20 protein-coding genes are annotated in these 20,141 nt (G+C 71.5%); 17 read left to right on the top strand and 3 right to left on the bottom strand.

The annotated features are described in order from the left end of the window. Positions 1 to 31: 31 nt before the first annotated feature. Positions 32 to 1,510: a sugar transferase gene (locus ACIRF8_RS14560; RefSeq protein WP_404215894.1), complete on the bottom strand. Its 1,479-nt coding sequence runs from the start codon at positions 1,508 to 1,510 to the stop codon at positions 32 to 34. A gap of 624 nt (positions 1,511 to 2,134) precedes the next feature. Between ACIRF8_RS14560 and ACIRF8_RS14565 the strand changes: the two genes are divergently transcribed. From ACIRF8_RS14565 to ACIRF8_RS14605, 9 genes are all read left to right on the top strand, one after another. Next, the gene (locus ACIRF8_RS14565; protein WP_404214613.1) at positions 2,135 to 2,362 is read left to right on the top strand and encodes a DUF2945 domain-containing protein; all 228 of its coding nucleotides are present in this window, start codon (positions 2,135 to 2,137) and stop codon (positions 2,360 to 2,362) included. After that, a complete protein-coding gene (locus ACIRF8_RS14570; RefSeq protein ID WP_404214615.1) occupies positions 2,359 to 2,718 on the top strand; it encodes a DUF3140 domain-containing protein in 360 nt (119 codons plus the stop codon). Before ACIRF8_RS14565 ends, ACIRF8_RS14570 begins: the two co-directional genes overlap by 4 nt. Before the next feature lie 82 nt (positions 2,719 to 2,800). After that, complete coding sequence (locus ACIRF8_RS14575; RefSeq protein ID WP_404214617.1) at positions 2,801 to 5,191, top strand: ATP-binding cassette domain-containing protein; 2,391 nt, start codon at positions 2,801 to 2,803, stop codon at positions 5,189 to 5,191. Positions 5,192 to 5,783: 592 nt separating this feature from the next. After that, positions 5,784 to 6,263: a hypothetical protein gene (locus ACIRF8_RS14580; protein WP_404214619.1), complete on the top strand. Its 480-nt coding sequence runs from the start codon at positions 5,784 to 5,786 to the stop codon at positions 6,261 to 6,263. A gap of 29 nt (positions 6,264 to 6,292) precedes the next feature. Further along, entirely contained in the window at positions 6,293 to 6,424 is a 132-nt protein-coding gene (locus ACIRF8_RS14585; RefSeq protein ID WP_404214621.1) for a hypothetical protein, read from the top strand. Beyond that, entirely contained in the window at positions 6,421 to 6,510 is a 90-nt protein-coding gene (gene kdpF, locus ACIRF8_RS14590) for a K(+)-transporting ATPase subunit F (protein ID WP_037777601.1), read from the top strand. Before ACIRF8_RS14585 ends, kdpF begins: the two co-directional genes overlap by 4 nt. A 7-nt stretch (positions 6,511 to 6,517) precedes the next feature. Then, complete coding sequence (kdpA, locus tag ACIRF8_RS14595) at positions 6,518 to 8,182, top strand: potassium-transporting ATPase subunit KdpA (protein WP_404214624.1); 1,665 nt, start codon at positions 6,518 to 6,520, stop codon at positions 8,180 to 8,182. A 29-nt stretch (positions 8,183 to 8,211) separates the two neighbouring features. Further along, positions 8,212 to 10,320, top strand: coding sequence for a potassium-transporting ATPase subunit KdpB (gene kdpB, locus ACIRF8_RS14600; RefSeq protein WP_404215896.1), 2,109 nt, complete (start codon positions 8,212 to 8,214; stop codon positions 10,318 to 10,320). 5 nt (positions 10,321 to 10,325) lie between these two features. Next, on the top strand, positions 10,326 to 10,976 hold the full coding sequence (locus ACIRF8_RS14605) for a potassium-transporting ATPase subunit C (protein WP_404214626.1): 651 nt from the start codon (positions 10,326 to 10,328) through the stop codon (positions 10,974 to 10,976). Between the two features lie 27 nt (positions 10,977 to 11,003). On the opposite strand, the gene ACIRF8_RS14610 is transcribed toward ACIRF8_RS14605, so the two are convergent. Then, positions 11,004 to 11,660 (bottom strand): response regulator, encoded by a 657-nt coding sequence (locus tag ACIRF8_RS14610; protein ID WP_404214628.1) that lies wholly within the window; start codon positions 11,658 to 11,660, stop codon positions 11,004 to 11,006. Beyond that, the gene (locus ACIRF8_RS14615) at positions 11,657 to 12,871 is read right to left on the bottom strand and encodes a sensor histidine kinase (RefSeq protein WP_404214630.1); all 1,215 of its coding nucleotides are present in this window, start codon (positions 12,869 to 12,871) and stop codon (positions 11,657 to 11,659) included. Before ACIRF8_RS14615 ends, ACIRF8_RS14610 begins: the two co-directional genes overlap by 4 nt. A 128-nt stretch (positions 12,872 to 12,999) precedes the next feature. On the opposite strand from ACIRF8_RS14615, the gene ACIRF8_RS14620 reads away from it, so the two are divergent. The 8 genes from ACIRF8_RS14620 to ACIRF8_RS14655 all read left to right on the top strand — a co-directional run bounded on the left by ACIRF8_RS14620 (position 13,000) and on the right by ACIRF8_RS14655 (position 20,106). After that, the gene (locus tag ACIRF8_RS14620; protein ID WP_404214632.1) at positions 13,000 to 13,830 is read left to right on the top strand and encodes an ABC transporter ATP-binding protein; all 831 of its coding nucleotides are present in this window, start codon (positions 13,000 to 13,002) and stop codon (positions 13,828 to 13,830) included. Between the two features lie 132 nt (positions 13,831 to 13,962). Further along, on the top strand, positions 13,963 to 14,808 hold the full coding sequence (locus tag ACIRF8_RS14625; protein ID WP_404214634.1) for an ABC transporter ATP-binding protein: 846 nt from the start codon (positions 13,963 to 13,965) through the stop codon (positions 14,806 to 14,808). A gap of 12 nt (positions 14,809 to 14,820) precedes the next feature. Continuing rightward, a complete protein-coding gene (locus ACIRF8_RS14630; protein WP_404215898.1) occupies positions 14,821 to 16,158 on the top strand; it encodes an FtsX-like permease family protein in 1,338 nt (445 codons plus the stop codon). 95 nt (positions 16,159 to 16,253) lie between these two features. Further along, positions 16,254 to 16,640, top strand: coding sequence for a cell division protein SepF (locus tag ACIRF8_RS14635; protein ID WP_404214636.1), 387 nt, complete (start codon positions 16,254 to 16,256; stop codon positions 16,638 to 16,640). Between the two features lie 126 nt (positions 16,641 to 16,766). Further along, positions 16,767 to 17,936 (top strand): ATP-binding protein, encoded by a 1,170-nt coding sequence (locus ACIRF8_RS14640; RefSeq protein WP_404214638.1) that lies wholly within the window; start codon positions 16,767 to 16,769, stop codon positions 17,934 to 17,936. Between the two features lie 134 nt (positions 17,937 to 18,070). After that, positions 18,071 to 18,418 (top strand): nucleotide pyrophosphohydrolase, encoded by a 348-nt coding sequence (locus ACIRF8_RS14645; protein WP_404214640.1) that lies wholly within the window; start codon positions 18,071 to 18,073, stop codon positions 18,416 to 18,418. A gap of 168 nt (positions 18,419 to 18,586) precedes the next feature. Beyond that, positions 18,587 to 19,078 (top strand): DUF6099 family protein, encoded by a 492-nt coding sequence (locus ACIRF8_RS14650; protein WP_404214642.1) that lies wholly within the window; start codon positions 18,587 to 18,589, stop codon positions 19,076 to 19,078. A gap of 107 nt (positions 19,079 to 19,185) precedes the next feature. Beyond that, on the top strand, positions 19,186 to 20,106 hold the full coding sequence (locus tag ACIRF8_RS14655) for an LLM class F420-dependent oxidoreductase (RefSeq protein ID WP_404214644.1): 921 nt from the start codon (positions 19,186 to 19,188) through the stop codon (positions 20,104 to 20,106). Positions 20,107 to 20,141 lie beyond the last annotated feature (35 nt).

The raw sequence follows: 20,141 nt of genomic DNA on the forward strand, positions 1-20,141 counted from the left end.
CGCGCGCTCGCCGGTCGGCGACCCCCGCGCATCAGTACGCGCCCTGCCCGTGGAGGACCGCGCGCAGCGTCTTCCACAAGATCACTGTGTCCAGGGCGAGCGACCAGTCCTCGACGTACCGCAGATCGAGGCGGACCGCCTCGTCCCACGGCAGGTCGCTGCGTCCGCTGATCTGCCACAGGCCGGTGAGGCCGGGCTTGACGAGCAGCCGCCGCCGGATGTCCGGGCCGTACGCGGCGGACTCCTCCGGCAGCGGAGGCCGCGGGCCGACGAGCGACATCGACCCGGTGAGTACGTTGAAGAGCTGCGGCAGCTCGTCGATGGAGTAGCGGCGCAGCACCGAGCCCACCCGGGTCACCCGCGGGTCCCGGCGGAGCTTGAACAGCACCCCCGCGCCCTCGTTGAGGTCGGCCAGCTCGGCACGGGCCCGGTGGGCGCCGGTGACCATGGTGCGGAACTTGACGATGGTGAACTCGTGGCCGTCCTTGCCGACCCTGCGCTGGCGGTACACCGCCCCACCCCTGCTGTCCACCATCACGAGGACGGCGACCAGCACCATCAGCGGCGCGAACAGCAGCAGCAGCGCCGCCGCGCCCAGCCGGTCGACGATCCCCTTGACCACCCGGCGGCCCCCGGTGAAGGCCGGCATGCTGACCCGCAGCAGCGGTATCCCGAGCACCGCGTCGACGTGCAGCCGCGGCCCGGCCACCTCCATCAGCACGGGGGCGACGACCATCTCGGCGTCGCTGCCCTCCAGGTTCCAGGCCAGCCGCTGGAGCCGGTCGGGTGACCAGTGCGGGTCGGGGGTGACCGCGACGACCCGGTAGCCGTCGCGGCGGACATGGCCCGCGACGTCCGCCAGTGGACCGACGACCGGAACCCCGTCCAGGTGGTCACCCTCGACCCCGAGCCCGTCCGGTGTGCACACCGCCTCCACGCGCCAGCCGAGGTGCGGGAATTTTCGGGTGCGGGTGATCAGGTCGCGCACGGTCTCCGGGCTCCCGGCGGCGAGCACCGGGCGCAGGCACCGTCCTTCCTTGCGCTGCTTGTGCAGCGAGAGGCGCAGGACGTACCGCGCGGTCATCGTGACGAGCGCGATCGCGGGGATCGCGACGAAGATCCAGAGTTTGATGTTGCGCGAGGTCAGGGCTATGCCGCCGAGCGCGAGGACGACGGTCGCCGCGAACAGGGAGCGTCCGAACCGCCGGAACTCCTCGGCGCCCTGGCCGAGCACGGCCGGTGCCCAGGCCCGGCTCACCGCGAGCGCCCCGAGCACCAGCAGTTCGGTGCCGAAGGCGAGGATGCCCCATTTCTCGTGCCAGTTGGCGGCGTCCCTGGCCCCGAAGAAGTTGCCTATCCCGGCCACGACCAGGGCCGTGGCCACGGTGTCGCTGGTGATGACCGTGCGACGGTACCGCTGTTCCCAGTCGGTCGCGGGCTGACGTATCGGTCCGTTCCCCAGACGCCCGCGCGTCGATGGCAACGGTCTGACTAATTCGCCCTGTTGCACGGACCCCCCCAGGTCACCGGCGGGCTCGACGTGTTCGCTCCACACAGTTCCTCCCCCCGGGAGGCACCCCCGCCCCCCGCACTGTTGCACCCGTTCGGGAGGCCCCCGCCCCCCGCGCCGCACTGTTCCTCCCCCGGGAGGCCCCCGCCCCCCGCGCATGACTGTCCCGGCTGTGGCAGCGCTACGTGATCACCTCGACCGGGCGGCAGTGGTCTTGTGCCCTGCCCGGCTCACGAGGTGCACGGAAGCCCGTCGACACCCCGGGTGCTCCCCACACCCAAGGCACCCTCTCGGGCTTCTTGAATCGATCACCCCCACGCCCGGTGTCAGGAACGCGCGTGCGCGCCGTCCGTGACACCCGACTTATAGATCATCATTTGTCGCCCCGTGTCCACATGTGAAGCACGGTCAATCTAGACCATCGGAGCCGGTATGAAGAGGGGATGTGTGTAATTTGTGTTCAAGCTTTGAGAGTCAACTCCGTGAACCCCACAGGGTTTTGGCTGGTCGAGGAGGATCGGGCCCGCCGTCGCCGGGGATCTGTCGGAATGCGGGCGTCCCCGAATGGCGGGAAAGTGAGGAGCGTCGTCCGTCCGGGGGGCCGATCGAAGGAGCGCGCGCCTCATGACCAAGGGAAAGAAGCTCAGCAAGGGTGACAAGGTCTCCTGGAGCAGCCACGGGAAGACCGTCCCGGGAAAAGTGAAGAAGAAGATCACGGAGCGTACCGAGGCGGCGGGACGCACCGTCGACGCCTCGAAGGACGAGCCGCAGTACGAGGTCACGAGCGACAAGTCCGGCCGTGCCGCCGTCCACAAGCCGGAGGCCCTGCGCAAGAGGAACAGCGGCTCATGAGCGCGAAGAACGACACGGGCGAGACCGGCGACACACGCCGGCGGGACACCGTCGACGCCTTCGGCGAAGCCGTCAACATGACGCCCGCCGCCCTGAAGAAGTGGCTGGCCACCGACGACTCCAAGAGCGTCGGCCAGTCGGACGGCGACGGCGAGAGCGTGGGCCACGCGTCCGGCCGCCGCATCGTCGCCCTCCTGGAGAAGAAGAAGGCCGATCTCACCGACGACGACCTCGCCCACATGCGCAAGGTCGTCGGCTACGTGCACCGCCACCTGAAGCAGCGCCCCGCGGGCGACGTCACGGACACGCGGTGGCGGTACTCCCTCATGAACTGGGGGCACGACCCGCAGAAGTAGGGGCCGGAGAAAGGAGCGGACGCCGCGTCGCCCACCGGAGATACTGCTGACCGCAGCCGGGCGCCCGACGTATGGAGACGTGATGACCAAGGCCAGGAAGACCGGTACACCCCCGGCGGGGCGGCACGTCGCCGACAGCCACGATCTGATCCGGGTGTACGGGGCGCGGGAGAACAACCTCAAGGACGTGAACGTGGAGCTGCCCAAGCGGCGCCTCACGGTCTTCACGGGCGTCTCCGGGTCGGGCAAGAGCTCCCTGGTCTTCCACACCATCGCGGCGGAGTCGCAGCGACTGATCAACGAGACGTACAGCGCGTTCGTGCAGGGCTTCATGCCGACGCTCGCGCGGCCCGAGGTCGACGTGCTCGACGGCCTGACGACCGTGATCACCGTCGACCAGCAGCGGCTGGGCACCGATCCGCGCTCCACGGTCGGTACGGCGACCGACGCCAACGCGATGCTGCGGATCCTCTTCAGCCGCCTCGGCGAGCCGCACATCGGCTCGCCCAAGGCGTTCTCCTTCAACGTCGCCTCGATCAGCGGGGCGGGCGCGGTGACCGTCAAGCGCGGCGGGCAGGACGTGAAGGAGCGGCGCAGCTTCAGCATCACCGGCGGTATGTGTCCGCGCTGCGAGGGGCGCGGCTCGGTCACCGACATCGACCTGACCGCGCTCTACGACGACAGCAAGTCGCTGAACGAGGGCGCGCTGACCATCCCCGGCTACAGCATGGACGGCTGGTACGGCCGCATCTTCACCGGCTGCGGTTTCTTCCCGCCGGACAAGCCGATCAACCGGTTCACCAAGAGGCAGCTCCACGACCTGCTGCACAAGGAGCCGACCAAGATCAAGGTCGACGGCATCAACCTGACGTACGAGGGGCTGATCCCGAAGATCCAGAAGTCGATGCTCTCCAAGGACGTCGACTCGTTGCAACCGCACATCCGCGCTTTCGTCGAGCGGGCCGTCACCTTCACCGTCTGCCCCGACTGCGCGGGCACGCGGCTCAACGAGGGGGCGCGGTCGTCGAAGATCGGCGGTATCAGCATCGCCGACGCCTGCGCCATGGAGATCCGGGACCTGGCCGCCTGGGTGCGGGGGCTCGACGAGCCGTCGGTGGCCCCGCTCCTGGAGAGCCTGCGCCAGACCCTGGAGTCGTTCGTGGAGATCGGCCTCGGCTATCTCTCGCTCGACCGGCCGGCCGGCACCCTCTCCGGTGGAGAGGCGCAGCGCGTCAAGATGATCCGCCACCTCGGCTCGTCGCTCACCGACACGACGTACGTCTTCGACGAGCCGACCACCGGGCTGCACCCGCATGACATCCAGCGGATGAACGAGCTGCTGCTGCGCTTGCGGGACAAGGGCAACACGGTGCTCGTCGTGGAGCACAAGCCGGAGATGATCGCGATTGCCGACCATGTCGTCGACCTCGGGCCGGGCGCCGGCGCGGGCGGCGGCAGCGTCTGTTTCGAGGGCACGGTCGAGGGGCTGCGGGCCGCCGACACCGTCACCGGGCGGCACTTCGACGACCGGGCCGCCCTCAAGGACACCGTGCGCGAGCCGACCGGCGTCCTGAGGATCCGCGACGCCAGGACGCACAACCTCCGGGGCGTCGACGTCGACGTGCCGCTCGGGGTGCTGACCGTCGTGACCGGGGTCGCCGGGTCCGGCAAGAGCTCGCTCGTGCACGGGTCGATCCCGGCGGGCGAGGACGTCGTCTCCGTCGACCAGGGCGCGATCCGCGGCTCGCGGCGCAGCAATCCGGCGACGTACACCGGGCTCCTGGAACCGATTCGCAAGGCGTTCGCGAAGGCCAACGGTGTGAAGCCCGCACTGTTCAGCGCCAACTCCGAGGGCGCCTGCCCCACCTGCAAGGGCGCCGGCGTCGTCTACACCGACCTGGCGATGATGGCCGGTGTCTCCACGACCTGCGAGGAGTGCGACGGGAAGCGGTTCGACGCCTCCGTCCTCGACTACACCTTCGGCGGGCGCGACATCAGCGAGGTGCTCGCCATGTCGGTGGCCGAGGCCGGGGAGTTCTTCGGCGCGGGCGAGGCGCGCACGCCCGCCGCGCACAAGATCCTGGAGCGGCTGAACGACGTCGGGCTCGGCTACCTCACCCTCGGCCAGCCGCTCACCACGCTCTCCGGCGGCGAGCGCCAGCGCCTCAAGCTGGCCACGCACATGGGCGAGAAGGGCGGCGTGTACGTCCTCGACGAGCCGACGGCGGGGCTGCACCTCGCCGACGTCGAGCAACTGCTCGGCCTCCTGGACCGGCTCGTCGACGGGGGCAAGTCGGTCATCGTGGTCGAGCACCACCAGGCCGTCATGGCCCACGCCGACTGGATCATCGACATGGGGCCGGGCGCGGGCCATGACGGCGGCGAGGTCGTCTTCGAGGGCACCCCCGCCGACCTGGTCGCCCACCGCAAGACGCTCACCGGCGAGCATCTGGCGGAGTACGTGGGCGCGTAGGGTCCGTCAGCCCGTCGGATCCATCGGACCCGTCAGCCCATCGGGCCCGTCAGCCCAGCCCATCGGAACCGTCGGATCCATCGGACCCGTCAGCCCGTCGGACCCGTCAGCCCAGCCCATCGGGCCCGTCGGATCCATCGGGCCCGTCGGATCCATCGCACCCGTCGGACCCGTCGGACCCATCGCACCCGGTCGGACCCGTCGGACCCGTCGGACCCATCGCACCCGGTCGGACCCGTCGGACCCGTCGGACCCATCGGGCCCGTCAGCCCGTCAGCCCGTCGGATCCATCGGAGCCGTCGGACCCGTCAGCCTGTCAGCCCGTCGGACCCGTCGGACCCGTCGGACCGGTCGGACCCGTCAGCCCGTCGGATCCATCGGATCCATCGGCCCCGTCGGATCCATCGGACCCGTCAGCCTGTCAGCCCGTCGGACCCGTCGGACCCGTCGGATCCATCGGGCCTGTCAGCCCGTCGGACCCGTCAGCCCGTCAGCCCGTCGGCCCCATCGGCCCCGTCGGCCCCGTCAGCCCACGCTGTAGCAGCGGATCGGCGACGACGCGATCCGCACCGCCCTCGCCGGGCACTTCGCGATGGCGGCCACCGTCTGGGGCGAGCGCCCGGACCTGGAGACGTACATCAACGGCTGGGGGCGGCGCGCCACCCTGATCACCCGGCTCCAGCGACTTCTCGGCGCCGGGCGGCTGCTGCTCACCCCGGTCTGCGCCGAGCCGCCCTTCGAGCAGGACGCCGACCTCGCGGGGGCGAAGCGCTCCGCGGAGCTGTTCCCCGCGATGTGGCCGATGACCGCCGTGCCCGTGCTCGGCTTCCCGGCCGTCACCGTGCCGGTCGCGCTGCACGAGGGGCTGCCGCTCGGGGTGCGGCTCATCGGCGGACGGTTCGCGGGGACCTGGTCCTCGACGCCGCCCGGGCCGTCGGGGACAGGTCGCCGCTGCCGCGGGCGTGGGCAGCGACGTAAGAGACGCGTCAAGGGCGTGGGCGCTTCCGTAAGGGAGGCGTCAACGCGGTGCGAAAGCGGTCGTGACCGGGGGTTTCCTCTAGTCGTCCGATAGTCGTCCGAACGTTTCGGCGATTCGGGCGCGTGGATCTCCGTCCCTGTCCCTCCTCGCACCTCACCCGGGAGCTCACGATGGCCGATGTGGCCTTCGTCGTCACCACGATCGCGGTTTTCGCCCTGGTGGCCCTCGCCGCCAAGGGGGTGACCAAGCTGTGACCGCCGAAAACGTCGTCGGCCTCGTCGTGGCCGTCGCCCTGCTGGGCTATCTGGTCCTCGCCCTCCTGTACCCGGAGAGGTTCTGAGCCGGAGATGAGCCCCGTACTTGCCGCAGCGCTCCAGTTCCTCGCCCTGGGCGCGGCGCTGGCGCTCGCCCACCGTCCCCTCGGCGACCACATGGCCCGGGTCTACTCCTCCGGGAAGCACCTCCGGGTGGAGAAGTGGATCTACAAGGGCATCGGCGCCGACCCGAACACGCAGATGCGCTGGACCGCGTACCTGCGGGGCGTCCTCGCCTTCTCGGCCGTCTCCGTCCTCTTCCTCTACCTGCTGCAACGGCTCCAGGGGGTGCTGCCCGGCTCGCTCGGCTTCCGGTCGATCGACCCGGACCAGGCTTTCAACACGGCCGCGTCGTTCGTCGCCAACACCAACTGGCAGTCGTACTACGGCGAGCAGGCCATGGGCCACGTCGTGCAGACCGGCGGCCTCGCGGTGCAGAACTTCGTCTCCGCGGCCGTGGGGATGGCCGTGGCCGTCGCCCTCGTCCGGGGTTTCGCCCGCTCCCGCACCGGTGAACTGGGCAACTTCTGGGCCGACCTCGTGCGCGGCGTCGTCCGCGTCCTGCTGCCGATCGCGGTGCTCGGCGCGCTCGTCCTCGTCGCCTGCGGGGCCATCCAGAACTTCTCCGGCATCCACGCGGTGGGCCAGTTCACGGGCGGCTCGCAGCAGTGGAACGGCGGCGCCGTCGCCTCCCAGGAAGCCATCAAGGAACTGGGCACCAACGGCGGCGGCTACTTCAACGCCAACTCCGCCCACCCCTTCGAGAACCCGAACGGTCTCAGCAACCTCTTCGAGGTCTTCCTGATCCTGGTCATCCCGTTCTCGCTGACCCGCACCTTCGGCCGCATGGTCGGCTCACTGCGGCAGGGCTACGCGATCCTCGCCACGATGGCGGCGATCTGGGTCGGCTTCACCGCACTGATGATGTGGACCGAGTTCGCCCCGCACGGCCCCGCGTTCGACCTCGCGGGCGGCGCCATGGAAGGCAAGGAGAACCGTTTCGGCGTCGGCGGTTCCTCGATCTTCGCGGTCGCCACGACGCTCACCTCGACCGGCGCGGTCAACTCCTTCCACTCCTCCTTCACCGGCCTCGGCGGCGGCATCACCATGCTCGGCATGCAGCTCGGCGAGATCGCGCCCGGCGGCACCGGATCCGGCCTCTACGGCATGCTGATCATGGCGGTGATCGCGGTCTTCATCGCCGGCCTGATGGTGGGCCGCACGCCCGAGTACCTGGGCAAGAAGATCGGCACCCGCGAGATCAAGCTCGCCGCCTGCTACCTCCTGATCACCCCCGCCCTCGTCCTCGTCCTCACGGCCGTCTCCATGGCCCTGCCGACCCCGAAGAACTCCATGCTGGGCGGGGGCGCGCACGGATTCTCCGAGATCCTCTACGCGTTCACGTCCGGCGCCAACAACAACGGTTCCGCCTTCGCCGGGCTGAGCGCCGACACGAACTGGTTCAACACCACGATCGGCCTCGCCATGCTGCTCGGCCGCTTCCTGCCGATGGTGTTCGTGCTCGCGCTCGCCGGTTCGCTGGCCGAACAGCGGCCGATCCCGGCCACCGCGGGCACCCTGCGCACCGAGAAACCGCTGTTCACCGGCCTCCTGGTCGGCACGGTCCTGATCATCGCCGGACTGACCTACTTCCCGGCGCTCGCGCTCGGACCGCTCGCCGAGGGACTCGCCTCATGAACGTAACGACCGACACCACCGAGGACACCATGTCCACAGCCACACCCACCCGGGCGCCGCACCACTCCGCTCCGACCGGCCGGCCGGCCGGGGAGTCCGGGGACGGCAAGGTCGGCGCGGGCCTCTTCGACCCCCGGCAACTGATCAGGTCGCTCCCCGACGCCTGCCGCAAGCTCGATCCGCGGGTGATGGTGAAGTCCCCCGTCATGTTCGTGGTGCTGATCGGCTCGGTCCTGACGACGGTGTTCTCCTTCACCGACCCGTCCAACTGGTTCGGCTGGACCATCAGCGCCTGGCTCTGGCTCACCGTGATCTTCGCCAATCTCGCCGAGGCCGTCGCCGAGGGCCGCGGCAAGGCCCAGGCCGACACGTTGCGCAAGGCCAAGACCGACACCGTGGCCCGCAGGCTCGTGGACGGCTGCGAGGAGCCGGTCCCCGGTACGGAGCTGCGCATCGGCGATCTCGTGGTCTGCGAGGCGGGCGACATCGTCCCCGGCGACGGTGACGTCGTCGAGGGCGTGGCCTCCGTCGACGAGTCCGCCATCACCGGTGAGTCCGCGCCGGTGATCCGCGAGTCGGGCGGCGACCGCTCGGCCGTCACCGGCGGGACGAAGGTGCTCTCCGACCGCGTCGTCATCAAGATCACGACGAAGCCCGGCGAGACGTTCATCGACCGCATGATCAACCTGGTCGAGGGCGCGGCCCGGCAGAAGACACCGAACGAGATCGCGCTCAACATCCTGCTCGCGTCGCTGACCGTCGTCTTCCTGCTGGCCGTCGCCACGCTGCCGCCGTTCGCGCACTACGCGGGCAAGGACCTCGACATGGTCGTCCTGGTCGCGCTCCTGGTCTGCCTCATCCCCACCACCATCGGCGCGCTCCTGTCGGCCATCGGCATCGCGGGCATGGACCGGCTGGTGCAGCGCAATGTCCTCGCCCTGTCCGGGCGCGCCGTCGAAGCCGCGGGTGACGTCTCCACCCTGCTCCTCGACAAGACCGGCACCATCACCCACGGCAACCGCCGCGCCGCCGCGTTCGTCCCGGTCGCGGGCGTCCCCGAGGCCGACCTCGCCGACGCCGCACGGCTCTCCTCGCTGGCCGACGAGACCCCCGAGGGCCGCTCGGTGGTGCTCCTCGCCAAGGAGGCGTACGGGCTCGGGGAGCTGCCCGAGGGTGAGCCGGCCGGTGCCCACTGGATCGAGTTCACCGCCCAGACCCGCATGTCGGGCGTCGACATCGACGGGCGCCGCGTCCGCAAGGGCGCGGCCGGTTCGGTCGCCGCCTGGGTCGAGGAGCGGGGCGGCCGGGTCGCCGAGGACGCCGGCCCGCTCACGGACCGGATCTCCGAGGCGGGCGGTACGCCGCTGCTCGTGGCCGTCGAGGACGCCGAGGGCGCCCGCGTGCTCGGCGTCGTCCACCTCAAGGACGTCGTCAAGGACGGCATGCGGGAGCGGTTCGACGAGCTGCGCCGCATGGGCATCAGGACCGTCATGATCACTGGTGACAACCCGCTGACGGCGAAGGCGATCGCGGACGAGGCGGGCGTCGACGACTTCCTCGCCGAGGCCACGCCCGAGGACAAGATGGCCCTCATCAGGCGGGAGCAGGCGGGCGGCAAGCTCGTCGCGATGACCGGCGACGGCACCAACGACGCGCCGGCCCTGGCCCAGGCGGACGTCGGCGTCGCGATGAACACCGGCACGTCGGCCGCGAAGGAGGCCGGCAACATGGTCGACCTCGACTCGGACCCGACCAAGCTCATCGAGATCGTCGAGATCGGCAAACAACTCCTCATCACCCGCGGCGCGTTGACGACGTTCTCTATCGCCAACGACGTCGCCAAGTACTTCGCGATCATCCCGGCGCTGTTCGCGGCGGTCTACCCGGGCCTGGACAAGCTCAACATCATGCGCCTGTCCAGCCCCGACTCCGCGATCCTGTCCGCGGTCGTCTTCAACGCACTGATCATCGTCGCCCTCGTCCCGCTCGCCCTCAAGGGCGTCCGGTACCGGCCGGTGAGCGCCGACCGGATGCTCCGCCGCAACCTCGGGATCTACGGTCTCGGCGGCCTCGTCGCGCCCTTCGTCGGCATCAAGGTCATCGACGTACTCCTCTCCCTCGTCCCCGGGATCGGCTGACCCTCATGAACAACTCCGTAGCGAACACCGGCCGGCTGCTCTGGGCGGGCCTGCGCGCCCTGGCCCTCCTCACCGTCCTGTGCGGCGTGCTCTACCCGCTCGCCGTCACCGGCGTCGCCCAGGGCCTCTTCCACGACAAGGCGAACGGCTCCGAGGTCACGTCCGGGGGCCGGGTCGTCGGCTCGTCCCTCATCGGGCAGAGGTACCTCACCAAGGACGGCAGGCCCGACCTGACCTGGTTCCAGCCGCGCCCGTCCAACGGCCTGGGCAACAACAGCGTCAACACGCGGTACAAGCTGATCCTGTCCGGGGCCACCAACCTCTCCGGGGCCGACCCGGAGCTGGTCAGGCAGGTGAAGGAGGCCAAGGCCTCCGTCGTCGCCGCCAACTCCACGGCGACGTACCGGGTGCAGCCCTCGGCCGTGCCCGCCGACGCCGTCACCTCCTCCGGCTCCGGCCTCGACCCGCACATCTCCCCGGCCTACGCCGCCCTCCAGGTCCACCGCGTCGCGGAGCGCAACCACCTCTCCGTCGCCCGGGTGCGCGAACTCGTCGCCGACCACACGGACGGCCGCGTCCTCGGCTTCATGGGGGAGCCCGGTGTCAACGTCCTCGAACTCAACATCGCCCTGCGCGAGTTGACAGCGGGCAAGTAGTCGGGAGAGGAGCGTTCTGGCCGGGCGTCAGTCCTGGCCGGAACGCTCCAGCAGTCCGCGCTCCATCGCCACCACGACGGCCCGCGTCCGGTCGCTGACGTCGAGCTTCGCGAAGACCCGCAGCAGATGCGTCTTCACGGTCGCCTCACCGATCACCAGGCGCTTGCCGATGTCGGCGTTGGACAGACCGTCGGCCACCGCCTCCAGCACGTCCACCTCGCGCGCGGTGAGTGCCGCCTGCACCGGGCGCCGCATCTTCGCGACGAGCTTCTGCGCGACCCGCGGAGCCAGCACCGTCTCACCGCGCGCCGCCGACCGGATCGCGTCGACGAGCTGCTCGCGCGAGGTGTCCTTGAGGAGATAACCGATCGCGCCGGCCTCCACCGCCCGCTCGATCTCGGTGTCCGTGTCGTACGTCGTCAGGATCAGCACCCGGGTACCGCTGGGGCCCGCGACGATCCGCTGCGTCGCCGCGACACCGTCGAGGACCGGCATCCGCAGGTCCAACAGGGCCACGTCGGGGGTCAGTTCCTCGACGAGCGCCACGCCCGCCCGGCCGTCGTCCGCCTCCCCGACGACCTCTATCCCGGGCTCCGGCGCGAGCAGCGCGACGACACCGGCCCGCATCACCGTGTGGTCGTCGACCACGACGACCCGCAGTCGGGGCGTGTCCTGGACGGTCATACGAACTCCTCGTGGCCGGGGGCGAAAGCGGGCAGGGAGGCGAGGACGCGGGTGCCGTCGCCGAGCGAACTGGTCACGGTCAGCTCGCCACCGAGCTCGGCGAGCCGCTTGCGCATCCCGTCGAGGCCGAAGCCGCGGGCCGCGCCGACATCGAAGCCCCGACCGTCGTCGGTGATCTCCAGCTCGATGCCGTACGGGCCGTCGGCGAGCACCACGTGCACCGTCGAGGCCTCCGCGTGCTTACGGACGTTGGCCAGGCTCTCCTGGGTGCAGCGGAGCAGCGCGATCCGGGTCTGCTGGTCGCAGTCGGCGTCCGCGAGCTCCGCGTCCACCGCGATCCCGGTGTCCTGCGTGAACCGGTCGAGGGTGCGCCGCAGCATCGCCGACACCGCGCCCTGGACCGCGCCGCCCGGCGGCGGCGTCGCCCCGACCAGGGCGCGCGCCTCCGCCAGGTTCTCCCGCGCCGTCCGCTCGATGGACGTCAACTGCTGGGCGGCGCGCACCGGTTCGGAGGCGAGGCCCGCGCGGGCGGCCTCCGCCAGCACGATGATGGAGGCGAAACCCTGCGCGAGCGTGTCGTGGATCTCGCGGGCCAGCCGCTCCCGCTCGTCGGCCGCGCCCTGCCGCCGGTGCGCCTCCGCCAACGCGGCCTGCGTGTGGTTGAGTTGATCGGACAGCCGCCGGGCGCGCGCCTCGCTCTGCTCGCTCATCCGGTGCACGAGGAGACCGACCCCCGCGCCCACCAGGTACCCGGCGACGACGAACCCCTCATTACCGGTGAGGAGTTCGGACCCCGCCGAGCGGCCGAGCACTCCGCCCAGGGCGGTCAGCAGGGCGGCGGCACCGCTGAAGGAGAGGGCGGCGGCGGGTCCGGACGCGTAGATCCAGAAGTGCGGCAGCGACACGATGAACAAGGCGGCGCCGCTGCCCATCACGTACGCGACGGCGCCGACCCCGACGGTCAGCACCGTCAGATAACCGGACGGCCGCAGGACCGGATTCTCCGGGAACATCGCGACGGCCGCGTAGGCGACCGTGAGGGCCGCCAGCAGGACGTACGTCGTGTACTTCGTCCCGTCCGCCGCGTCCGAGACCGCGATGGCGGGCGGCACCAGACCGCACAGCACCCATACGACCGCGTTCCAGCGGTGCGCCGCGGGCACCGCGGCCGGTAACGGGGCGTCGGCGACGGGCTGTCGACTCAAGTCCATGACGGTCAGCCTACGTTCGCCGGGCACGGCCCGGTCCCCGGACGCCACGTCCACGACTCGGACGCGACCACGGTTACATGCCGCCTACAGCTACTCTCCGTCCGGTACGCGACGCGGCGGGAGGCCCCATGGACAGGACGGACGAGCAGGTCGGCGGCGCACGGGACGCGCGCGTCGTCGCCGCCCTCGACGGCGCGAGCATGCGCCGCCTCACCACGGGCCAGGTCATCCTCGACGGCATCGACTGGACCGTCCGCCCCGGCGAGCACTGGGCGCTGCTCGGACCCAACGGCGCGGGCAAGACCAGCATCCTGCGCCTCGTCGGCGCCACCGCGTTCCCCACCACCGGCACCGTCGAGGTCCTCGGACACCGGCTCGGCCGCGTCGACGTACGCGAACTGCGCGCCCACATCGGCCACGTCTCCACGTCCCAGCGCGTCCCGCAGGACCTCCCCGGCCACACCGTCGTCCTGACCGGCCACACCGGAACGGTCCAGCCGCTCTGGAAGTCCTACGACAGCGAGGTGCGCGACCGCGCGCACCAGTTGCTCGCCGAACTCCAGATCAAGGAGCTCGCCGACCGCCCGTACGGCGTCTGCTCGGGCGGCCAGCGCGCCCGCGTCCTCATCGCCCGCGCCCTCATGGCCGACCCGGCGCTGCTGCTGCTCGACGAGCCGTTCAACGCGCTCGACCTGCCCTCGCGCGAGGACCTCATCGACACCATGCGCCAACTGGCCGCGAATCGACCGGAGTTGGCCACGGTCACCGTCACCCACCACTTGGAGGAGCTGTCCCCGGCGATCAGCCACGCGCTGCTCCTGCGCGAGGGCCGCGTCCTCGCCCGCGGCCCGGTCGAGGAGGTCCTGACGGCCGAGCGCATGACGGCCTGCTTCGGCCGCCCCATCGAGGTCACGCGGCACGCGGGCCGCTGGCTGGCCCGCTCCGGCGGCCCTGCGTAGCGCCTTTCGCGTACGCGGAGGGTGTACGTGGCGACACCCCCGGTCCGGGCCGTACGCCCAATGTCCCGCGCGGCCGTCGTCCCTAGCGTCGTAGGAGAGGCGCACCGGGCGCCGGACGAGGGGATCGGCGACATGCGACACCACCATCGGCACGGACGGACACAGAGCTCCGCGTACGGGCGCGACGAGGCGCTGCGCCTGGTCAGGGTCACCAAGACGTACGGCGCACCGGGAGCGGGCCCGGCGGGCGGCACACTCGTCCGGGCCCTCGACGACGTCACCCTCACCCTGCCCACCGGCAGCTTCACGGCCGTGATGGGGCCGTCGGGCTCCGGCAAGTCGACGCTGCTGCACTGCGCCGCCGGGCTCGACCGCCCCGACAACGGCCTGGTCGTCGTCGCGGGCGAGGAGATGTCCGGCGGCCCGGGCCCGGCCCGCGGGGAGGCCGCGCTCACCAGGTTCCGCCGCACCCGCATCGGCTTCGTCTTCCAGCAGTACAACCTGCTGCCCACGCTCACCGTCGCCCAGAACACGGTCCTGCCGCTGCGGCTCGCCGGGCGGCGCGTGGACCGGGCGAAGGCCGAGCGGATCCTCACCGGCGTCGGCCTCGGCGACCGCCTCGGACACACCCCCGACCAGCTCTCCGGGGGCCAGCGCCAGCGCGTCGCGATCGCCCGCGCCCTGGTCACCGAACCCGCCGTGATCTTCGCGGACGAGCCCACCGGCGCCCTCGACACCCGCGGCGCCCGCGACGTGCTGCGGCTGCTCCAGGAGACGGTGCGGCTGCACGGCAGGACCGTGGTGATGGTGACGCACGACCCGGTGGCCGCCTCGTACGCCGACACCGTGCGGTTCCTCGCGGACGGCCGGCTCGCCGGACAGTTGACGTCCCCGACGGCCGACCGGATCGCCGAACGCCTCGCCCACCTCGGCGACGACGTCGACGAGGACTCCGCCCCGACGACGACAGGAGCCTGACCCATGTGCACGATGCTCGGACTCGCGGCACGCTCCGTACGACAGCGCCCCGGCCGCTTCCTCGCGACGCTCCTGTCCGCCTTCCTCGGCGCGACCGTCGTCATGACGTTCAACTCCCTGCACGACACGGCGGGCGCGCACGGCGTCGACAAGGCCAGCAGGGACACGCTCACCACCGCGGCGAGCGTGGTCGGCGGCTACGGCACCCTCCTCGTCTTCTTCGCGATCGCCTCGACCTTGACGGTCAACGTGCGTCAACGCACGGAGGAGACCCGCCTCCTGCGCACCACGGGCGCCACGCCCGCCCAGATCACCCGCATGATCGTCGGTGAGTCCATGGCCGTCGCGCTCGTGGGCGCCCTCCTCGCGATCGGCCCCGCCGTGCTCGGGGGACACGTCCTGCTCGACGTGTTCAAGGACGGCGGCCAGGTCGCCGACTCCGTCGACCACTCCTTCGGCCCGATCGCCCTGCTGTCCGGCGTCGGCGTCACGCTCCTCGCGGCGGCCGGCGCCGCCTACCTCGCGGTGCGCCGCGCCGCGAAGGCCGCCGCGGGCCCGCGCCGGAAAGCGGGCCGGGCACGGACATTCGCGTCCTGGGCGGCTCTGCTCACCGGCGCGCTCGCCGTGAGCGGCACCTTCGCCATGAAAGCCACCGACGCGGCCCTGATGGCGGCCCCCGCCTACGGCGCCATCCTGCTCTCCGTCGGCTTCGCCCTCGTCTCCACGACCCTGCTGCGCGCCGTCCTGGGCCGCGCCGAACCCCTCCTCACCGCCCTGGCCGGTGCGAGCGGCTACCTGGCGGCTCGCACGCTGCGCCGCCGCGCTCCCGAACTCTCCGGCATCCTCATGCCGTTGATCCTGTTCACCGGCATGGCCACCGCGACGCTGTACATGCAGGCCGTCGAGAACGACGCGATCAAGGCATCGGGGTTGACCAGGTCAGTGGAGGACAAGAACCTGGAGACGCTCAACCTCACCGTGGTCGGCATCATCGTCGTGTTCGCCTGCGTCATGCTGATCAACTCCCTGTACGCCGCCACGGCCTACCGCGTACGTGAGTTCGGCCAGCAGCGGCTGGCCGGGGCGACCCCCGCGCAAGTGCTGACGACCGTCACCGTGGAAGGCGTCCTCCTGACCGTCACCGGCGTGTTCTTCGGCACACTCGCGGCGCTCGCGGGCATCATCCCCTTCACCGCCGTACGCACCGACTCCCTTCTGCCCGACCAGGGCCCGGGCATCTGGATCGCGGTGGTGGCCACGGCCGCGGCGGCCACCCTGGTCACCGGACTGGCCACCGCCCGCCGCGCCGTCCGGACGCCCGCGGTGGAGACGGTCGCCCTCACGGCATGAGACTCCGGTCCGTGTCGGTGTTGGGCTGAACGGGTGACATGGCGTAAGAATTGAGCGGTGCAGACAACAGTGCGAGCCCGGACGGGGTGGGGGCAGTGAACGGCCACGACGTCACCGACGAACAGTGGGAAGGGCTCGCCCAGGTCGTACCGCTGCGCAGCCGCAACGAATGGCCCTCGGCGGTCGGCCACCGGGCGATCCCCGAACCCGAGACGGAGCCGCGCCGCCGCTTCGTCGTCCTGCGGGTCAATGTCTTCGGCGACGCGCGCGAGGTCGCCGAGACCGTCATGTCCGGCATCCCGGTCCTGCTCGACCTGTCGGGCGCCGAGAGCGAAGTGGCCAAGCGCGTGCTCGACTTCAGCAGCGGCGTCGTCCTCGGCCTCGGCTGCGGCATGCACCGCGTCGACCGCAACGTCTTCCTCCTGGCACCGCCCGGGACCGAGGTCCAGGGGCTGGTCGCGGGGGCCGGAGCCCTCTCCTGACGCGGACACCGGCACGGGACGCCACGCGCGCCTGGCGGCAAGCCCGCACGGCATACTCCCCCCGATCGTAGGAAGGTCCGGGGGGATGAACGGTTCTGCGCGGACCCCTCCGCCTACGTTCACCGCATGACCGTGCTCCACCGGGGCGCGCCCCCGCCGCCCACCGGCGTGTCCCCGGACCGCCCGCGCGTGACCGAACTGCGGCTCTCCGCCTTCGGCCGCCACCGCGGAACCACCGTGCCCCTCGGCCCCTTCACCGTACTGACCGGCCCCAGCGGCAGCGGGAAGTCCAGCGCGCTGCGCGCACTGGAGGCGCTCGCCGGACTCGGCGGTGGAGCGGCCCTCGCGGACGTCTTCCCCGACCCGCCGCGCTACGTCCCCGAGCGCTCCAGACCGGACGCCCAGCACCGCCGCGGCTTCCGCATCGGCTGCACGGTGGAGGGACCGGCGGGACCCGTCCGCCTCGACCTCGCCGTCCAGGCCGAACCCGAACTCCGCATCGTCGGCGAACGACTGACCGGACCCGGCATCACCTACCTGGAGACCGCGCTGCGCGACCCCGGCCGCCGCGACGTCCAGGCCGCCTGGCACACCGCCGGGTCGGTACCCGTGACCCGGGGCCCGCTCCCCGACGACCTCCTCGGCACGGCGCTGCTCCCGCTGCGCGTCGCCGGTCGCACCGAAGGCCAGCGCAGAGTCCTGGCGGCCGCCGAGCAGACCGTGGTCGGGCTGCGCTCGGTGTTCGCCTGCGACCCGGCCCCGGCCCGGATGCGCGCGCCGGGCAGGGTCCACGCCGACCGGCTCTCCGGCGGCTGCGACAACCTCGCGACGGTGCTGCGCCGCACCCGCGCCGAGTGCGGCACCCGGCACTCCCTCCTCGTCGCGGCGGCCCGCGCGGGCCTCGCGGGACCGGTGGCGGACGTGCTCGCCGAGCAGACATCGCACGGTGCCGTACGCGCCGTCATCGATCGCGGCGACGGCACGAGCACCCCCCTCGACCGGCTGGCGGACGGCGAGTTGAGGTACCTGGCCCTCGCCCTGGTCCTGCTCACCGGGCCCCGCGTCCTGGAGGTCGACCCGGCGGCGGAGGTGCCCGAGGCGTGCCAGAGCCTCACCATCCTCGCGGACGGCCTCGACCGCGGGCTCGACTCGGCCCAGAGCACCGAACTCGTCGCCCTCGCCGCGCGGATGTGCGCCCGCGGCCACATCCGCCTCCTCGCCTCGGTGGCCGAGTCGGGCCCGGCCGGACGGGCGGCGCCGGCGCAGGGGGCGTCGGTGGTAGACCTGAAGCCGTGACGGACGGAAACGGTGAGGCGGGCGGCGTGGTGGGTGCGGGTGTGGGTGCGGGCGCGGGTGGTCCGGTGTTTTCGGGGCCGGGGCCGGGGCCGGGGCCGGGGTCTGGGTCTGGGTCTGGGCCGGGTTCGCGTGAGGTGCGCGGCGAGGGAGACACCCGCCCGCTGGACGTGGCGACTCTCCAGGACCGGCTCGCGCGCTTCGCCGCCGCCCGGAACTGGGAGCCCTTCCACACCCCGAAGAACCTGGTCGCGGCGCTCAGCGTCGAGGCGTCCGAACTGGTCGAGATCTTCCAGTGGCTGACCCCCGAGCAGTCGGCCCGTGTCATGGACGACCCGGAATCGGCTCACCGCGTCCGGGACGAGGTCGCCGACGTCCTCGCCTACCTCCTCCAGCTCTGCGAGGTCCTCGGCATCGACGCGCTGGCCGCGCTCGCGGCGAAGATCGACCGCAACGAGAGCCGTTTCCCGGTCCCCGACGCGTAGATCCACACGCCCCGCCCTCAACCCGCTTTCGTCACTCTCCGGAGTCATAGAAATATCCACATCGACCCCGGCGCCCACAGATTTCGGACTTCCTCTGGCTTTTCGTCTCGCGGACCCTCACTCTGGGTAGTGAGCAAGGGAGTTGGAGCGGGACGGACGGGGACGCGAATGGATGCGGTGCGGCTCATCGGGATCGGCCGACGGGCCCTGGCACAGAGCCAGGACGCGCCGGACATCATGAGGGAGGCGTGGCAGGCACAGGCATTGGCCCAGGCGATCGGCAGCCGACTCGCGCTACAGGGGCCACCGGAGTTACGGGGCGAGGCGCACGCCCTGACGGAAGCGGGAGCACGCGGCAGCGGCGGCTCGGCGATCCCCGTGGTGGGAGCGGGCGGGATCCGGGCGGCGCAGATCACCGAACTGGGCGATGTGCAGGAGGCGTTGCGCGACCTCGGCGCGCTGCTCGGTGATGTCGGGATCGCACTCGTCGCCGTGGCGAGCGCGTCCTTCGAGGAAGGGGCCTATTGGCAGTGCATGGAATCGATCGACGCGGCGGACGAGTCCCGGGACCGCGTCCTGGAGATACTGCGGCGACTTCCGCAGTGGGACAGCCGCCCGCGCAGACATGAGGCGGAGCCCGGCTCGGACTCGGCGGCCTGAGCGGCCCCGGCGCTCCGGGCCGACCGGTGTCACCCGACCGTGGGGGAACGGGACCGGCGGGCCAGTGGGGTCGACGCCCCCCGACCGGGACCGTGCAGGATGGAGGTATGGATCTTCGAATCTTCACCGAGCCCCAGCAAGGGGCCACCTACGACACACTGCTCACCGTGGCCAAAGCGACGGAGGATCTGGGCTTCGACGCCTTTTTCCGGTCGGACCACTATGTGCGCATGGGCACGTCCGACGGTCTCCCCGGCCCGACGGACGCCTGGATCACGCTGGCCGGTCTCGCCCGGGAGACCAAGCGGATCAGGCTCGGCACGCTGATGACCGCCGGTACCTTCCGGCTGCCGGGCGTGCTCGCGATCCAGGTGGCGCAGGTCGACCAGATGTCGGGCGGCCGGGTCGAACTGGGCCTGGGCGCGGGCTGGTTCGAGGAGGAGCACAAGGCGTACGGGATCCCGTTCCCCAAGGAGAAGTTCGCCCGCCTCGAGGAGCAGCTCGCGATCGTCACCGGCCTGTGGTCCACGGACATCGGCTCGACATTCAGCTACGACGGCACGTACTACCAGTTGACCGACTCCCCGGCGCTGCCCAAGCCCGCGCAGGCCAAGGTGCCGGTACTGATCGGCGGGCACGGGGCGACGCGCACGCCCCGGCTGGCCGCGCGGTACGCGGACGAGTTCAACATCCCGTTCGCGTCGATCGAGGACAGTGAGCGGCAGTTCGGCCGGGTGCGGGCGGCGGCCGAGCAGGCCGGGCGCGCGGGCAGCGACCTGGTGTACTCCAACGCCCTGGTGGTGTGTGTCGGCAAGGACGACGAGGAGGTGAAGCGCAGGGCGGAGACGATCGGCCGGGACGTGGAGGAGCTGAAGGCCAACGGGCTCGCGGGCTCACCGGCCGAGGTGGTCGACAAGCTGGGCCGGTACGCGGCGATCGGCTCGGACCGCGTCTACCTCCAGGTGCTCGACCTCGACGACCTCGACCACCTGGAACTGATCTCCTCGCAGGTGCAGTCGCAGCTCTAGGTGTATTGCCCTGTGAGGTCGACAGGGCGCTGTCC

The organism is Streptomyces sp. NPDC102406, assembly GCF_044765725.1.
Lineage (GTDB): Bacteria > Actinomycetota > Actinomycetes > Streptomycetales > Streptomycetaceae > Streptomyces.

Bases quoted from the DNA above. Each gene is read 5' to 3' on its own strand.
- ACIRF8_RS14570 (WP_404214615.1), top strand. From the start codon at position 2,359: ATGAGCGCGAAGAACGACACGGGCGAGACCGGCGACACACGCCGGCGG.
- ACIRF8_RS14580 (WP_404214619.1), top strand. From the start codon at position 5,784: ATGGCGGCCACCGTCTGGGGCGAGCGCCCGGACCTGGAGACGTACATC.
- kdpA (WP_404214624.1), top strand. From the start codon at position 6,518: ATGAGCCCCGTACTTGCCGCAGCGCTCCAGTTCCTCGCCCTGGGCGCG.
- ACIRF8_RS14565 (WP_404214613.1), top strand. From the start codon at position 2,135: ATGACCAAGGGAAAGAAGCTCAGCAAGGGTGACAAGGTCTCCTGGAGC.
- ACIRF8_RS14650 (WP_404214642.1), top strand. From the start codon at position 18,587: ATGGATGCGGTGCGGCTCATCGGGATCGGCCGACGGGCCCTGGCACAG.
- ACIRF8_RS14605 (WP_404214626.1), top strand. From the start codon at position 10,326: ATGAACAACTCCGTAGCGAACACCGGCCGGCTGCTCTGGGCGGGCCTG.
- ACIRF8_RS14640 (WP_404214638.1), top strand. From the start codon at position 16,767: ATGACCGTGCTCCACCGGGGCGCGCCCCCGCCGCCCACCGGCGTGTCC.
- ACIRF8_RS14620 (WP_404214632.1), top strand. From the start codon at position 13,000: ATGGACAGGACGGACGAGCAGGTCGGCGGCGCACGGGACGCGCGCGTC.
- kdpB (WP_404215896.1), top strand. From the start codon at position 8,212: ATGTCCACAGCCACACCCACCCGGGCGCCGCACCACTCCGCTCCGACC.
- ACIRF8_RS14610 (WP_404214628.1), bottom strand. From the start codon at position 11,660: ATGACCGTCCAGGACACGCCCCGACTGCGGGTCGTCGTGGTCGACGAC.
- ACIRF8_RS14575 (WP_404214617.1), top strand. From the start codon at position 2,801: ATGACCAAGGCCAGGAAGACCGGTACACCCCCGGCGGGGCGGCACGTC.
- ACIRF8_RS14655 (WP_404214644.1), top strand. From the start codon at position 19,186: ATGGATCTTCGAATCTTCACCGAGCCCCAGCAAGGGGCCACCTACGAC.
- ACIRF8_RS14630 (WP_404215898.1), top strand. From the start codon at position 14,821: ATGCTCGGACTCGCGGCACGCTCCGTACGACAGCGCCCCGGCCGCTTC.
- ACIRF8_RS14625 (WP_404214634.1), top strand. From the start codon at position 13,963: ATGCGACACCACCATCGGCACGGACGGACACAGAGCTCCGCGTACGGG.
- ACIRF8_RS14615 (WP_404214630.1), bottom strand. From the start codon at position 12,871: ATGGACTTGAGTCGACAGCCCGTCGCCGACGCCCCGTTACCGGCCGCG.